Here is a 14883-nt window from a genome sequence, read left to right as displayed (position 1 = left end):
ATTCCCCTCCTTACTTCAACCGAATACGTGGATCAACAACTGCATATACAATGTCCGCTAAAAAGTTTGAAACAATTGTTAAACAAGAAAGAAACATCGTAAATGCCATTAATACTGTATAATCACGGAAATTAAGTGCCTCTAATTGAATGTTACCAATACCTGGCCAGTTAAAGATTTGTTCAATAATAATCGCTCCTGAAAATAAACCTGGTAATTCAAATGCTAATAAAGTAATCGCCGGTAAAATCGCATTTTTTAATGCATGCTTATAAATAACGGTCTTCTCTTTTAAACCTTTTGCTCGTGCGGTTCGTATGTAATCTTGCCTTACAACTTCTAACATACTAGTTCTAAAATAACGAGTTAATGAACCTACACCTAGAAGAGTCAAGATAAATACTGGTAAGATCATATGCTTTGCTACCTCTATTACATAAGCAAACCCTGTTGAATTACTACCAACATCAATCATCCCACCTATCGGTAATAACTTAAAATCAACTGCAAACACTTTAATTAAAAACAAACCGATAAAAAAAGAAGGAAACGACATTGCTGCAAAAACACCAATTGTTACAAGTTTATCGAATAAAGAATGTTGTTTCGTCGCCGAGAATACGCCAATAATAAGTGCAATTAGCCAAATGAAAAATAATGCAATAACTGCCACACTAAACGAATTCCAAATAAACTTATTTAATAGTGACGTTACAGGTTCTTGGTATTGAAGCGAAAAACCAAAGTCTCCTTGCAACGCATTACCTAACCAATGAAAATAGCGTTCGACAATTGGTTTATTCAATCCATACAATTCCCTAAGCTCAGCCGCCCTTTCCGGTGTAATCTTTGGATTTGAATCAATATAATCACCCGGAAGAAGCGCGAACAGGAAGAAGATAATAATTGATGTTCCAAACAGTGTAGGAATCATTTGTAGCAACCTGCGAACAATATATGTTTTCACCCTTTTTCTCTCCAATCTAATGCTTAAAATAGAAGAACATTTTTTCAAATCGGCACATTTCTAACCGAATGAAAAAATGTCTTCTACTTTCACATTCTTCTCGTTATTTTTCAAATGATAATACTGGTAAATTTGCGCTAATACTATTGTATTTCTCAGGATCAATTCCTTTTATATTCCCGTTATAACCAGTAATTGTTCTACGATAGTTTAATAAAATTACTGGTGGATCATCACTTAATTCTTTATAAAGTTCTTTATAGATTGGTTTACGTTTTTCAATATCTACAGTTTCAATACCTTTTTGAATTAACTCATCTACTTTTGCATTTTTATAACCAAGACTCTTCTCATTAGCACCTGATAAATATTCACCAACTGTTTCACTTGGATCACTTGTAATTGGTGTAGCAACAGAGGCTAAATCATAATCACCTTTATTAACTTTTGAAAGCATCGTATTAAAGTCCATAAATTCAGGATTAAACTCTACACCTATCTCTTTATAATTCTCTTTCGCAATCGGAATTAATAAATCACTATCTTTAGCCGAACTTGGGCCAAAATAAGAAAGCTTTAATTTTTGACCATCTTTTTCACGAATTCCATCCGAGCCAACTTTCCATCCTGCCTCATCTAATAACTTTTTCGCTTTTTCTTTGTCATACTCATATTTATTAACACCTTCTTCCGTATAAGCCCAAGAAGTCGGATGGATTGGTACATTGGCTACTGTACCGTATCCTTTTAACGCTGTATCAACATATTTTTTACGATCTAATCCGTAAATAAGTGCCTGGCGGACCTTCTTATCCTTTAAGTACGGCTTATTATTATTCATATAAATATAACTAAATGACGGTGCTGTTTCAATTTGGATATTTGCAAATTCTAAAGCCTTTGCCTGTTCAAGAACTTCGTCACCAGTACCTAAGCCAGTATGGTCTACTTCACCTGTTTGGAATAGTTGAAGTTTCGTATCGCCAGAAGTAATTTTATAAATGAAGTTTTGAATTTTTGGTTTACCCGCATAGTAATTTTCATTTGCTACAAAACGAACTTCTTGACCTGGGATATACTTTTCAAATTTATATGGACCCGCAGCTAGCGGTTTTCCATACAACTCTTTTAAATAATCCAAACTTGTATTTTGTTTGTAATCTTTTCCGTAATAAGCCTTTGATAGCACAGTACCACCTAAAACAAATATAGCTTGTGAATTAACTTTTTCAGTCGTAACCTTAATTGTTTGTGGATCAACAACTTGAATGCCTTCAATTGAAGTTGCTGTTCCTTCTTTATATGCCTTACCACCTTTAACCGCATATTGAGAGATGTCTACTTCACCCTCATACGCCTTATCATGTAAAAGCGTCAATGTGAACGCTACATCATCCGCTGTTAATGGTGATCCATCGCTAAATTTTAAATCTTTACGTAAATGGAATGTATATGTTAACTGATCAGAAGAAATGTCCCACTTCTCAGCTAATTCTGGAATTGGTTTCCCTTGTTTATCGGTTGATACAAGAGATGCAAAAATAACTGAAGTGACATTTCCATCCCAACCATTTTGTTGGAAATATGGTAAAAATACGCCGCCTGGTTTATTAATCCCAACTACTAACGTATCCTTTCGATTTTTCGCTTTATCTGGCACTTTCGTTTTATCTTTCGCAGCAATCTTTTCAATTTTTATATTTTTCAAATCTTGCTGTTTAACCGGTTCCGTAGAAGCAGTATCTTCCTGTCCCCCACAAGCAGATAACACAAGCGAACTACTCAGTAATACCGAAAATACACCAGCCCATTTTTTTGTCTTTTTCTTCATTGTCCCCACCCTAACTTTTTAATAGTGATACCCTTTGAACTTATTACCTTATGTATGCCTCCCACAGCAACATTTATAGCCAATCGGAAAAGTCGGTTTTAATCGTAAAAAAATAGATGTTTTTGAGGGGTAACAATCCTATTCCGACCTTTCCGGTAGACTTTATGGTTATTAGCTTATATCTTCCGTTATATTTTGTCAATTCTTTCTAAATAAATATTTTTAAAATTTTTCAAAAATTATTATTCTATCTTTAATTTAGGTAAACTTAACAAAATACCGTTATAGTTATCTTCTTGCAATCCTTGAATGCGCGCATGATGTGCAGACACAACTTTACTATTATTTAAGAAGATTACAGGTGGATCTTCACTTAACTCCTGGTACAACTTTTTATAAATTTCTTTTCGTTTTTCAATATCTAATGTTTCTAGTGCCTGCTTCGCTAATTCATCTACTTTCGGATTATGGTATCCATCATAGTTTCGTTTACTTGTCGAAACAAACTCCTCAATTGTTCCACTCGGATCATCAATCATTGGCGTAGATACCATTGCTAAATCATAATCACCTTTTATCACTTTTGAAATCATCGTATTAAAGTCCATATATTCTGGGTTAAACTCTACACCAAGCTTTTTATAATCCTCTTTCATCACCGGGATCATTACATCATTTATTTTACTTGCAGAAGAAGCAAAATAACTTACCTTCAATTTTTGGCCATCTTTTTCGCGAATTCCATCTGAACCAGCTTTCCATCCAGCCTCATCCAATAATTTCTTTGCTTTCTCTAAGTTATACTCATATTTATTAATCCCTTCTTCTGTATACGCCCAAGAAACTGGCGTAATCGGTACATTAACGAGTGAAGCATACCCTTGGAAATACGTATCAATAACTTTTTGACGCTCTAATCCGTAAATAAATGCTTGGCGGACACGCTTATCTTTAAAGTATGGTTTCTTATAATTCATTTTAATGTAACCATAAGAGCTTCCTGTATATACATTAATATTGGCAAAACCTAAATCCTTTAACTGTTCAATCGTCTCCGTGTTTGTCGTAAAACTATCATAATCTACTTCCCCGGCTTGAAATTGTTGTAGCTTTGTATCACCTTTTGAAATTTTATAAATAAAGTGCTCAATCTTCGGTTTTCCTTCAAAATAATTTTCATTAGCTACAAATCGAACCTCTTGACCAGGAATATATTTATCTAACTTATAAGCTCCTGCTCCCATCGGTTTTCCATACAACTCTTTTAAATACTCTAGGTGCCCTTGTTTATACTCTTTCCCGTAATAAGCTTTAGATATAACTTCTCCACCGATTAATGATAGTGTTTGAGCATTTACCTTTTCAGTCGTAATCGTAATTGTTTTCGGATCAATGACTTGAATTCCCTCAATAAAGGTTGCCTTTCCTTCTTTATACGCTTGCCCACCCTTTATTACTGTTTGACTTATATCAGTGGCACCACTATAAGTTGGATCGTGTAATAGCGTTAATGTAAATGCTACATCCTCTGCAGTTAATGGTGTACCATCACTAAACTTTAAATCATCTTTCAAATGGAACGTATATGTAAGTTGATCCTCTGAAACATCCCACTTCTTCGCTAAAATTGGAATTGGTTTCCCTTCCTTATCCAGTCCAACAAGAGGTGCAAAGATAGCTTGCGTTATATTACCATCCCATCCATTCTCCATAAAGTGCGGAAGGAATATCCCTCCAGGACTCGGCATTCCAACTACAAAAGTATCTTTTCTTTCTTTTGCTTTTACGGGACTTTTTAATTTGTCGCTTGCCTTAATAAATTCATCTCTTACTTTTGGTACGTTCCCGGCTTCGTTTGTACTCACTTCCTCTTGACCACATCCGGCTAGTAATACTGATACACTAAGAAATGTAGCAATTGCTCCTTTAAAAACATTTTTCATTGCACTCTCACCTTTACCTTCCTAATTTTTAACGATGTAGGAACATAGGACTCCTTTCTGCAACTATATTTATTATTCCTATAAAAATAGTATGAATTAATTTCAAGATTATTCCTTTCCTTTAAACATGTCAACCGTTCTCTTTTATTTCGTATTAAAAAATTAAAAATTCACTTCTATTCGTTCCGTATGAAACATAGAATACTAATAACCAATTACCAAAAAGGGGGCGAAAACATGGACAACCTATTCCAATACGTCCTTCACTACGTATTATTAACAATTATGATAGTTGGGGCGCTATTACTATTCCCGTTCTTCCCAAAGTTCGTCCTCTTTTTAGCTTTTTTTATTATGCTCGGGATCGCTATTATCATTTCAACAAAGGAAGATACCACACAAAAAGAAAACAGAGTTCAGCGTGTAAAGCTGTAACTCTGTTTTTTTCAGTCGTAACGTATTCTTGTTAAACTAATTATGAAAAAGACTCCTGCAAATAAAATGAGTATACCAATATATCCTCCTATATCAGCCAATGTACCTCCCCTTACAATTAACTCCGTAAAGCCACGCATCGCCCAAGTTTGCGGAACAAAATTTGCTGCTGTCTGCATCCATGCTGGTTCAATTTCAATTGGCCAATACAGGCCACCAATCATGCATGTTGAAATCACAACGATATTACCTAATGCAGACTGTTGTTCTGTTGTTTTCACGATACTTGCTAATAATAAGGCTAGACCAATGACAGCTAATAATAATACGGAAACGAGTATAATAACCCCTAACAAATTTCCCCACTGCACATTAAATAAGGAATTCGTTAATATCATTAGAACACCAAATTGAATCCATCCTATTAAGAAGAATGAAAGGATATATCCCGTTAGTATTTGAACTTTTGAAACTGGTGCTTCTAATAAACGAGACCAAACACCAAGTTGTCTAGCTTTCAAAATAGTCCCCGTCGCACTTAACATAACAATCATAACGAATAGAATTGAAAATCCCGCTGCTCGCCCTGTAACGTTATTTAACTTTTGATCATCATGTGAAATTGATTCTTTTTGAATCGAAGCAGGTTCTACTTTTGTATAGATTTCTTTATACATAGGTTCCCACGAAGCGTTACTTTTCTTCTCAAAATCTCTCGCTGCACTAACTTCTATCTCCATTTTTTTTAATGCACTTGCCAATACTTGCTCTACAGAAGTTCCACCAGTAAAATCAGCACTAGCTTGAAACTGAATATTTTCTACCCTTCCATCTAACATATTCTTTTGAAAGTCTTTCGGAATAAGAACTATGCCGGATGATTTTTTGTTTTCAATCTTCTGTTTGCCTTCCTTATACGTTACCTTCTCTATAGAAATTAAGTCACTTTTCTGTATGTCCTCGTAATACTTGCTAGATAATACAGAACCATCTTCATCTACTAAGCTAACATTTACTTTCTTATTCCCACTTCCACCTAAAAGTCCGCCGAAAATGAGTGTAAAAATAATAGGCATTCCAAACATAAGTATATAACTTTGTGGTTTTATTAAAATTTGTTTTAACTCTAGCCAACAAAGTGCCCAAACCTTCTTCATCATTTCTCCCTCCTATCTCGTACGTAAACGTAATGTCCCTATCATAACGGAGACAATTCCTGCACCACATAAACTAAAAATAACAGGGAGTAACACATCCCAAGATGTTCCCGACATAATATTTAAAAAGCTTGTAAGTGCCCATTTATTCGGAGCAACATTCGCAATGGTTTGAAGTGTATCAGGGAATACGTAAATTGGTAACATCGATCCTCCTAATATAGCGAGTATTTGAATACCGATTCCTCCCATTACATCTGCCGTTTTTTCCTCACGAATAAAAGCGGCAATTAACATAGATAAACCCGAAACACAAATTGCATAAGACATTCCCACCGCTACTATTTGAGATAAGTCTCCGCCCCATTCCACATGAAACATAAAGTGTGTAGCAACTATAAATATCCCAAATTGTATACAAGCAAATAATAATGTACCTAAAAACTTCCCGAATAAAATTGAAAATGAACTCGTCGGTGTACTGAACAAACGCGCCAACGTCTCAGTTCGTTGCTCTGTTACAACTGACTTTGCACCTACTGTTATGTTATATAGTAAAAACATGACTAACATCGCTGCGGCATAATATTGAATCGCTGCAACTGTTTTTTTACCTATCGTTCCTTTTTCAATGTTATCTGCACCCGAAGTTGCTACTGTTTGTAAATCTCCACTTACTTCTTTTGCAACTTGTTCCACATTACTATGCTGAGAATTTGCTAATTCCGTCACAACACTTTTAGTAGATACCGCAACTGTTTGAACACGCTCTGAAAAAGAGCGGACCATTGATTCAGCGATTTTCGCTTGTATATCTTTTGATGGGTCTATAAACACCTTTGGTTCTTTTAATTTTCCATCTTGTACTTGTTCGCTCCATTTATTCGGGATGACGATTCCCACATCGATTTTCTTTTCCTTTAACATATCTTCAAGCTCTTCCTGAGAATTAACTATCTTTACTTTCACATCATCTTTTAATTCTTTAGATTGCAATACGTCTTTTGGAAAGACATCTGCAAACCCATCATTTCCTACTTGATAATAGCCAATCACTGTTTTGGGTAGTCCACCATTATCAAATATATTACTTAACGCTGAACCTAAAATCGCTGTTAATAAAAGCGGCATAATTAACATCATCATAAATCCGCGCCGATCAATTAAACGTATTTTTAAATCTTTCCATGCAATAATAAAACTTTTCATCTCGCACTAACCTCCTTAATCACGAAGTGAACGTCCTGTTAATTGTAAAAAGAGTGCCTCTAAATTCGGTTCTTGCACTTCAAGCTTTAAAATTTGAGCGTTGTTCTCCACAACTACTGACACAACTGTACCAATGGACTCACCACCATTTAGCCCAATATCAATCGTACTATTATCTTCATCAAAAATAATTCGTTCAACAACAGAGAGTGCTTTCAACTTTTGTAGCAGTTCCGTACTATAACGATTTAATTGCAATCTCACTATAAACCCATCCGCCAGGCGATTACATAGTTCCCTTTTCGTTCCTAATGCAATTACCTTTCCATGATCAACAATTGCAATTCTTTCACATAAATACTCTACTTCTTCCATGTAATGACTCGTATAAATAACTGTCATCCCTTTTTCATTTAACTTTTTAACAGTCTCTAAAATATGGTTTCTCGATTGCGGATCAATCCCAACTGTCGGTTCATCCATAATTAACAACTCTGGCTCATGCATAAGTGCTGCACCAATATTAATACGCCTTTTCATTCCACCTGAAAATGTTTCAATTTTATCTTTTCCACGGTCCTGTAAACCGACGTAAGCTAATACTTCCTCCGCTCGTTCTTTTGCAATTTTCCCATTTAAACCGTACATTTTTCCCCAAAAAACCAAATTTTCCTTCGCTGAAAGTGTTGGATAGAGCGCAATGTCTTGTGGAACAATACCAATTTTCTTTTTCGCCTCTAATGGATATTCTTTTACTGATTTCCCACCAACTTTTATATCACCACTGTCGTATGAAATTAACCCGCAAATCATTGATATCGTCGTTGATTTTCCCGCACCATTTGGACCAAGTAATCCAAATGTTTCCCCTTTCTTCACCTCAAAAGAAACATTCTTTATAATTTCCTTCTTACCAAATGATTTCGTAATATGATCTATGACTAACATACTGATTCAGCCCCTTTGCATTCATCTACACTTTCATTGTAGAAAAATTTCTTCTTCTCTCCATCATCCTTGAGATAGAAATACAAAATAAAAAAGCAGCAAATTCTGCTGCTTTTTCACACTTATATATGCCAAAAGTCATGTGTACATCGTGATGCCATACCTTACTGCGTATATGGCTGCTTGCGTTCGATCTCTCAGTTCTAACTTACTAATTAAATTAGAAACATGATTCTTAACAGTTCCCTCTGTAATAAATAACTTTTCCGCAATCTCTTTATTATTTAACCCAAGTCCAATTTCCCTTAAAACATCTACTTCTCGCTCAGTTAATTGCGCTAATTGTTCTGGTGTGGTGCACTCTACTGCTACTTTTGTCTTTTTTAATTCTTTTATGATTTGCGCTGTTATATCCTGAGGAAGCACAGCCCCTCCACTATGCACCGTTAAAATTGCTTGAGCGATTGCATCTGTCTCCATGTCCTTCAATAAATAACCACTTGCTCCTTGCTCCAATGCTTCAAAGATAAGCTCACTATCACTAAAAGTCGTCAACATAAGTACCTTTATATGAGGGAACTGTTCTCTAACTAAACGTGTTCCTTCAACACCATTCATACGGGGCATCCGAATATCCATCAAAATAATTTCAGGATGTAACTCTTTCACCTTTTGTATCACTTCGTCTCCATCTGTAGCAGTTCCCACTACTTCAAGTTCCTGACGTAAATTTAATAACATCGCTAAACCATCACGAATGAGTGATTGATCATCAACAATCATAATCCGAATCATACAGTTCCCCCTATTAACCACGTTTTCTCCTGAAGTGGAAATTCAATCTGTAACCGAAAGCCTTTTTCTATCTCACTCTCAAATTGAATAGTTCCACCATGTTCCTCTACTCGTTCTCTCATATTAAGTAAACCAAAACCTGGGCTTACCTCGTTAACTCCCACGCCATTATCCAAAATACATAGTTTAACTTGTTTCGCCGAACAAGTTAAACTCACTTCACATAAGCTCGCCTTGCCATGCCGCTTTGCATTTGTTAAAGACTCTTGCATAACCCGGAGCAGTGTAGGTTGTAGTGACAGCGGAATCACAACCGGATCTCCTTGTAATTGAAACGATACTTGTACTTTCGTCGCTTTAGAATATCCATGTAACATTTCACGCATATTCTCTATTATGTTCCCTAGTTTACCTTCTTCTTTTAAGGCATGTACAGACGCTCTCACCTCTTGAAGTGATTTCCTGGCTAGCCCATGACATGTATGTAAAACCTCTTCCGTAGCGTCCGACTTTTGTTTCCACAAAGCCTCTGCCAGTTGTAATTGGACAAGTAAGGCTGTCATATTATGACCGACAGTATCATGAATTTCTCGGGCAATATCATTTCGCTCTCGAACGGCTGTCAATTCTTCTACCTCTTTGGCATATAGACGTAATTGTTCATGCGCTTCTTTTAGAGCTGTATGAGACAATGTCAATTCCTCATATTGTTCATCTACCATTTTCCGAGCAGCTGTAAGTTTTTTTATTAAGCTTCCAGCTAAAGCACTAAAAACGATGAACATAAAATTAATGGAATTACTCTCCAATTCTAAACTACCTGTATGTTGATACGCATGTAATATATTTATAAACCAACAAAGAAAGAAAAAAGTAATAAAAAAGTACGTCATGCTTCTACGAAACTCATGAATAAATAGCCCTACTGCATCAATTCCAAATATAATTAAATATAAACATGTCTCGGGAAATAAAAAACCTAATAAAGCTGTGACTATCCCATTTGCTAATAGTGTATAAAAACCAAGTTTTTTACCTCCATTCACTTTTACTAGCAAAATATGATTCACAATATAAATAAAAAGTGCTGTACCTACAAAAAATTGCAAATATGCTGTTTCACGTGAAACATGGTTTGCATAAACAAAACAAATCATGACGATTGTAATAATTCGCGCGTATCCTAACATAAAATTCTCCTCACATTTTAATAACCTAAAGTGCATCTCTTCATTATAATAACAAGAAAATTATACCAATTACTTCTCTTTCCTTACACACAAAAAAAAGCAAGCCCCCCTCAAAACATGAGAAAACAACTTGCTCTTTCATTCTAATCTCTTTACTCCATGATATTCTCTAAAGCATTATATAAATCCGCTCGTAACAACTCTTTCTTCGTTTTTTCTTCATACAACTGTTCAAGCATTTCAACATCAACTACTTGTTCCATCTTACACTCAAGCGTATATATCTCTTCTTCAACATGCATTAATTCGGTTTCAATCTCCTCAATATTCCTAACTTCTTTCTTTTTTACAGAGACTGTTTCATCACTTTTTCTTCCTTGGCGTTGCTGCTTTATTACTTGTGTCTCGAGCTTTTCCTCCCACTTTTGACGCGCCCATGCATAGTTCCCTGCAAACTCAAATAATTTACACTCATCAATCCAATACGTCTTTTCAAATAACTTATTTAAAAAATAACGATCATGTGAAACAGCTAAAATCGTCCCATTATATTGTTCAAGAGCTTCCTCTAAAACTTCCCTTGATTCAATGTCGAGATGATTTGTCGGCTCATCTAAAATTAAAAAATTGATATCTTGATACATAAGTTGTGCAAGTCTTAACCTCATTTTTTCTCCACCGCTCAGTTGCGTTACTTTCTTAAACACCGCTGGACCATAAAATAAAAATTTAGCTAATATATGTCTCGCTTCTCCCTCTGTTACAGCTACACATTCCCTGAAAGCCTCCAATACATTACTCTTCATATTTCCGTACGCATGCTGGGATAAATAACCGATTTTCACACTACTTCCAATTCGAATTTCTCCAGCGTCTGGTTCTATTTCTTCTAATAATAACTTTAATAGCGTTGTCTTTCCTGTACCATTACGACCAACGATAGCCGCACGCTCTTGAAAACGAACATGTAAATTTGCTTCGTTAAATAAAAGATGTTCAGCAAATCCTTTACTCACTTCTTTCATTACAACAACATCTTTCCCACTTCTCTCTTGCCCTTCAAACTGAAGTCCCATTTGTTTTCGTTCTAAAATAGGTTTTTTTAGTTTCTCCATACGTTCCAGTGCACGTTCCATACTTCTTGCTCTCTTATGCAATCCTTCATTCGGAGGATTCGCCTGATTTGCCCATTCACGTAATCGCTTAATTGCTTCTTTCATTTTCTTTATTTTCTTTTGCTGTTCTTGATAAGCCTGAAACTCCTGAAGTAACCTTTCTTCCTTCTCTTCAACAAACCGAGAATAGTTTGTATGATACACGTGAATCTCTCCATCTTCTAAATCAAAAATCTTCGTTACAACTTCATCAAGGAAATAACGATCATGTGAAATAACCACAACCGTTCCATTGTATTCTTTCAAAAATTGCTCTAGCCATTCTACTGCAAATAAGTCTAAATGATTGGTTGGTTCATCTAATAAAAGTAAATCTGGTTTCTGCAACAGCATGTATGCAAGGCTTACTTTTGTTTGCTCCCCACCACTTATCTCCACAAATGATCGTGGGAATAGTTCTGTCACCTGTAAACCATTTGCTACCTTCATAATGTTCGCTTCGATTTCATAACCACCAAGAAACGCAAACTTTTCTTGGATGATTCCGTATCTTTCCATTAATTTTTGTAAAACAGAAGATTCCTGTTCTTCCGCCATATCTTTTTCTAAAGTACGCATTTCTCTTTCTAATTCCTTTTCTATTTTAAAAGCGGAACTCAATACTTCATATACAGTCATACTCTCATCAAATTTCGGAATTTGTGCCACATGACCAATACGTGTACCTTTCTTCATATGAATGGCCCCTGCATCCAAACTTTCCATTCCAGTTAAAAGCTGAAAGATTGTTGTCTTCCCACTACCGTTACGACCAACTAATCCAACACGTTCACCATTCTTTATTTCAAGCGATATATTTTCAAATATGATGTTTCCACCAAAAGATTTCGTTACATTATTTACACTACAAATTGTCATTTTCCGTACTCCTTTCAATATAAAAAACCATAGGAAAGAAACATTCCCCATGGTTTTCGGCATAGAAAAAGGAAGCTAAATAGCTCCCTTTTCACACGTTTATTAAAAATGGGTGAAGAGATTTCTATCGTTCTATAGCTACTATGCAATTGTTAAAAAAGGACAGACGTATCCCGTTAACAACTACATCATGAAAAATCGCACGACAAAAATAGATAAAATCTAAAAATTTGGCACGTGCAGCTAAAGAACGTTTCATCTCATTCACCTCTTTCGTACGGAATTTAATACTTACTTCTTTATTATACTTTCCCATTTCATGTTTGAATAGTCATTTTTCTGAAAATAATGAAGATAGACTAAACATTTCAATAAGTGACATCAAATCTTACAAAACTGTTATGTTCACGTAATGGAAAGCGATAGTACGAAAAGATGCCTCCCTATACAATAAAGATGTAAACAAGAGAGACAACAAAAGGAGGAAACAATCATGATGAAAGAAATCGTAAAAGCAATCTTTGAGGTATTAGTGAACGGACAAGCAGTTGTAAAAGAACTAAATGAACTATAAAAAGGAGTGAAAGAATATGATGAACATGGTAAAAATGATTTTACACGCTCTAGTTGATGCAAAAGCAGTTAGCCAAGAATTAAACCAACAATAAAAAGGGGTATGTGAATATGAAGAAAGCCATTTTTGTAATCGCAAGTACAGCAATTGCCTTATACACAATAAAAAATAGAGAAAAGAAGTATAATAAAAACAATCTATATTATCCATACACATTATTAAAGAAAAAATAAAAGACAAGGTACCCTATCTTAATGAGGATATCTTGTCTTTTATTTTTTATATTCCCTTTAAAGGATTTTCTTCTCCTTATCCCGAATGTATTAAGCGGGATTTTTACACATATTTTAAAGGGGCATATATACAAATGGATACACACCAACTATACTTTTTAAATGATATTAGCAAACAAAAACCAGAAAGCATCCGGAATAGAAGCGCTGCATGTCCTTTTTGTGACAGAGAAAGTTTAACGGATATTTTAGCAATTGAGGGCTCAATTATTTGGCTAAAAAACAAATTTCCTACATTAAAAGATACATTTCAAACGGTGCTAATCGAAACAGATAATTGTGAAGACCATATTGCGACATATACAGAAGAACATATGAAATCGCTAATTCGTTTCTCCATTAAACATTGGTTAGATTTACAGAAGAATGAAGAATTCACATCTGTAATTTTATACAAAAATCATGGTCCATTCTCAGGTGGAAGTTTGCATCATGCACACATGCAGATTATTGGAATGAAATATGTAAACTACCTCGATAACGTAGAACACGACAACTTCCAAGGCGTAATTGTTCAAAAGAACGAACACATTGAACTCAATATCTCAGATCGTCCTATTATCGGTTTTACTGAATTTAATATCATTATCGAAGATATTGGATGCATAGATGAACTAGCAACTTATATTCAGCAAACTGTACGTTACATACTGACAGATTTCCATAAAGGATGTAGTAGTTATAACTTATTCTTCTATTACTTAAACGGAAAAATCATTTGTAAAGTTGTTCCTAGATTTGTCGTTTCACCGTTATATGTAGGATATAAAATACCGCAAGTTTCCACCAAACTAGAAGACGTAAAAATACAACTAGCAGCGTATTTCACAAAACAAAACGACGCGATTATCCACAAAAAAATAGAGTAGGTATCAAAAACCTACTCTTTAATTACACCTTTATTTCGATAGTACACATCTTCTAATCCGATGTTATACTTCATATTATTATCCGTCCACTCTGGCCCTAAATTCCCTGGCCATCCAGATGTATTTGCTATATATTTTAATAATGCAAAATCCGTCAAACCTTTTTGCACCCCGCGCTTATATCCTTTCATTAAATGCGGCATTGCAATTTGCGCATTTGTACGTGGATCTTTCAGCTCGTCATCCGTTAAATGATCCGGTGCAAGTCCACCACCGCGATGCAATTGAAACAATCCGAATGAAGTTCCGTTATCTCCAACACTTCTTGGATTTAATCGACTTTCATGTTCGGCAATTGTAAGAGGTATCCATTCTGGAAGATTGACTTTCTTTGCTTCCTCTATAATAATTTGTTTCATCTGTTTTGCTTCTTCTGAGTCAACATAGCTTGTCTCATTTACTAATTTGCCCATTCCTTCAGACTTTCCTTGGAAGTATAAGTACACCCCAAGAACAACTAAAAATCCTACAAAGAATTTCTTCACTACCTCTACCTCTTTCTCCGCTGAAATTTGTCCCCTTTCAGCCTTCTTCCCTTTACAATTACCCACATTCTATCATTCTCTTACTCTTTTATCA

The 14883-nt window shown here is 35.2% G+C and carries 14 protein-coding genes; 3 read left to right on the top strand and 11 right to left on the bottom strand.

Annotation, left to right across the window (positions count from 1 at the left end):
• Nucleotides 1-10: 10 nt before the first annotated feature.
• The 3 genes from NST14_RS01305 to NST14_RS01295 all read right to left on the bottom strand — a co-directional run bounded on the left by NST14_RS01305 (nt 11) and on the right by NST14_RS01295 (nt 4741).
• Entirely contained in the window at nt 11-967 is a 957-nt protein-coding gene (locus tag NST14_RS01305) for an ABC transporter permease (RefSeq protein ID WP_061185329.1), read from the bottom strand.
• A 103-nt stretch (nt 968-1070) separates the two neighbouring features.
• On the bottom strand, nt 1071-2798 hold the full coding sequence (locus tag NST14_RS01300) for an ABC transporter substrate-binding protein (RefSeq protein ID WP_061185328.1): 1728 nt from the start codon (nt 2796-2798) through the stop codon (nt 1071-1073).
• 242 nt (nt 2799-3040) lie between these two features.
• Nucleotides 3041-4741, bottom strand: coding sequence for an ABC transporter substrate-binding protein (locus NST14_RS01295; protein WP_229143438.1), 1701 nt, complete (start codon nt 4739-4741; stop codon nt 3041-3043).
• A 237-nt stretch (nt 4742-4978) separates the two neighbouring features.
• On the opposite strand from NST14_RS01295, the gene NST14_RS01290 reads away from it, so the two are divergent.
• Complete coding sequence (locus NST14_RS01290; protein ID WP_000369249.1) at nt 4979-5176, top strand: hypothetical protein; 198 nt, start codon at nt 4979-4981, stop codon at nt 5174-5176.
• 11 nt (nt 5177-5187) lie between these two features.
• Here NST14_RS01290 and NST14_RS01285 read toward each other — a convergent pair whose 3' ends face one another.
• The 7 genes from NST14_RS01285 to NST14_RS01255 all read right to left on the bottom strand — a co-directional run bounded on the left by NST14_RS01285 (nt 5188) and on the right by NST14_RS01255 (nt 12767).
• The gene (locus NST14_RS01285; protein WP_061185326.1) at nt 5188-6333 is read right to left on the bottom strand and encodes an ABC transporter permease; all 1146 of its coding nucleotides are present in this window, start codon (nt 6331-6333) and stop codon (nt 5188-5190) included.
• A gap of 12 nt (nt 6334-6345) precedes the next feature.
• Nucleotides 6346-7542, bottom strand: coding sequence for an ABC transporter permease (locus NST14_RS01280; RefSeq protein ID WP_229143436.1), 1197 nt, complete (start codon nt 7540-7542; stop codon nt 6346-6348).
• Nucleotides 7543-7557: 15 nt separating this feature from the next.
• A complete protein-coding gene (locus NST14_RS01275; protein WP_000960160.1) occupies nt 7558-8490 on the bottom strand; it encodes an ABC transporter ATP-binding protein in 933 nt (310 codons plus the stop codon).
• Between the two features lie 138 nt (nt 8491-8628).
• Nucleotides 8629-9285 (bottom strand): response regulator, encoded by a 657-nt coding sequence (locus NST14_RS01270; RefSeq protein WP_000619343.1) that lies wholly within the window; start codon nt 9283-9285, stop codon nt 8629-8631.
• Nucleotides 9282-10475: a sensor histidine kinase gene (locus NST14_RS01265; protein ID WP_061130865.1), complete on the bottom strand. Its 1194-nt coding sequence runs from the start codon at nt 10473-10475 to the stop codon at nt 9282-9284. The genes NST14_RS01270 and NST14_RS01265 overlap by 4 nt, the downstream gene beginning before the upstream one ends.
• Before the next feature lie 152 nt (nt 10476-10627).
• Entirely contained in the window at nt 10628-12508 is a 1881-nt protein-coding gene (abc-f, locus tag NST14_RS01260; protein ID WP_229143434.1) for a ribosomal protection-like ABC-F family protein, read from the bottom strand.
• A gap of 124 nt (nt 12509-12632) precedes the next feature.
• Nucleotides 12633-12767, bottom strand: coding sequence for an RAxF-45 family protein (locus NST14_RS01255; protein ID WP_000830642.1), 135 nt, complete (start codon nt 12765-12767; stop codon nt 12633-12635).
• 419 nt (nt 12768-13186) lie between these two features.
• Between NST14_RS01255 and NST14_RS01250 the strand changes: the two genes are divergently transcribed.
• Together NST14_RS01250 and NST14_RS01245 are read left to right on the top strand one after the other, a co-directional pair.
• Entirely contained in the window at nt 13187-13315 is a 129-nt protein-coding gene (locus tag NST14_RS01250; RefSeq protein WP_025991723.1) for a hypothetical protein, read from the top strand.
• A gap of 134 nt (nt 13316-13449) precedes the next feature.
• Nucleotides 13450-14244, top strand: a complete 795-nt coding sequence (locus NST14_RS01245; RefSeq protein WP_229143432.1) for a DUF4931 domain-containing protein — start codon at nt 13450-13452, stop codon at nt 14242-14244.
• Between the two features lie 11 nt (nt 14245-14255).
• Here NST14_RS01245 and NST14_RS01240 read toward each other — a convergent pair whose 3' ends face one another.
• A complete protein-coding gene (locus NST14_RS01240; protein ID WP_000713259.1) occupies nt 14256-14789 on the bottom strand; it encodes a transglycosylase SLT domain-containing protein in 534 nt (177 codons plus the stop codon).
• Nucleotides 14790-14883: the final 94 nt, after the last annotated feature.

The sequence above is a fragment of the Bacillus sp. FSL W8-0519 genome, from assembly GCF_038005585.1.
Classification (GTDB): domain Bacteria; phylum Bacillota; class Bacilli; order Bacillales; family Bacillaceae_G; genus Bacillus_A; species Bacillus_A paranthracis.
The sequence above is the reverse complement of the archived record's forward strand: the minus strand, read 5'-3'. Positions and strand labels throughout refer to the sequence as shown.

Coding starts and splice junctions, on each gene's coding strand:
- NST14_RS01300 (WP_061185328.1), bottom strand. CDS start 2,798: ATGAAGAAAAAGACAAAAAAATGGGCTGGTGTATTTTCGGTATTACTG.
- NST14_RS01295 (WP_229143438.1), bottom strand. CDS start 4,741: ATGAAAAATGTTTTTAAAGGAGCAATTGCTACATTTCTTAGTGTATCA.
- NST14_RS01290 (WP_000369249.1), top strand. CDS start 4,979: ATGGACAACCTATTCCAATACGTCCTTCACTACGTATTATTAACAATT.
- NST14_RS01285 (WP_061185326.1), bottom strand. CDS start 6,333: ATGAAGAAGGTTTGGGCACTTTGTTGGCTAGAGTTAAAACAAATTTTA.
- NST14_RS01280 (WP_229143436.1), bottom strand. CDS start 7,542: ATGAAAAGTTTTATTATTGCATGGAAAGATTTAAAAATACGTTTAATT.
- NST14_RS01275 (WP_000960160.1), bottom strand. CDS start 8,490: ATGTTAGTCATAGATCATATTACGAAATCATTTGGTAAGAAGGAAATT.
- NST14_RS01270 (WP_000619343.1), bottom strand. CDS start 9,285: ATGATTCGGATTATGATTGTTGATGATCAATCACTCATTCGTGATGGT.
- NST14_RS01265 (WP_061130865.1), bottom strand. CDS start 10,475: ATGTTAGGATACGCGCGAATTATTACAATCGTCATGATTTGTTTTGTT.
- abc-f (WP_229143434.1), bottom strand. CDS start 12,508: ATGACAATTTGTAGTGTAAATAATGTAACGAAATCTTTTGGTGGAAAC.
- NST14_RS01255 (WP_000830642.1), bottom strand. CDS start 12,767: ATGAAACGTTCTTTAGCTGCACGTGCCAAATTTTTAGATTTTATCTAT.
- NST14_RS01245 (WP_229143432.1), top strand. CDS start 13,450: ATGGATACACACCAACTATACTTTTTAAATGATATTAGCAAACAAAAA.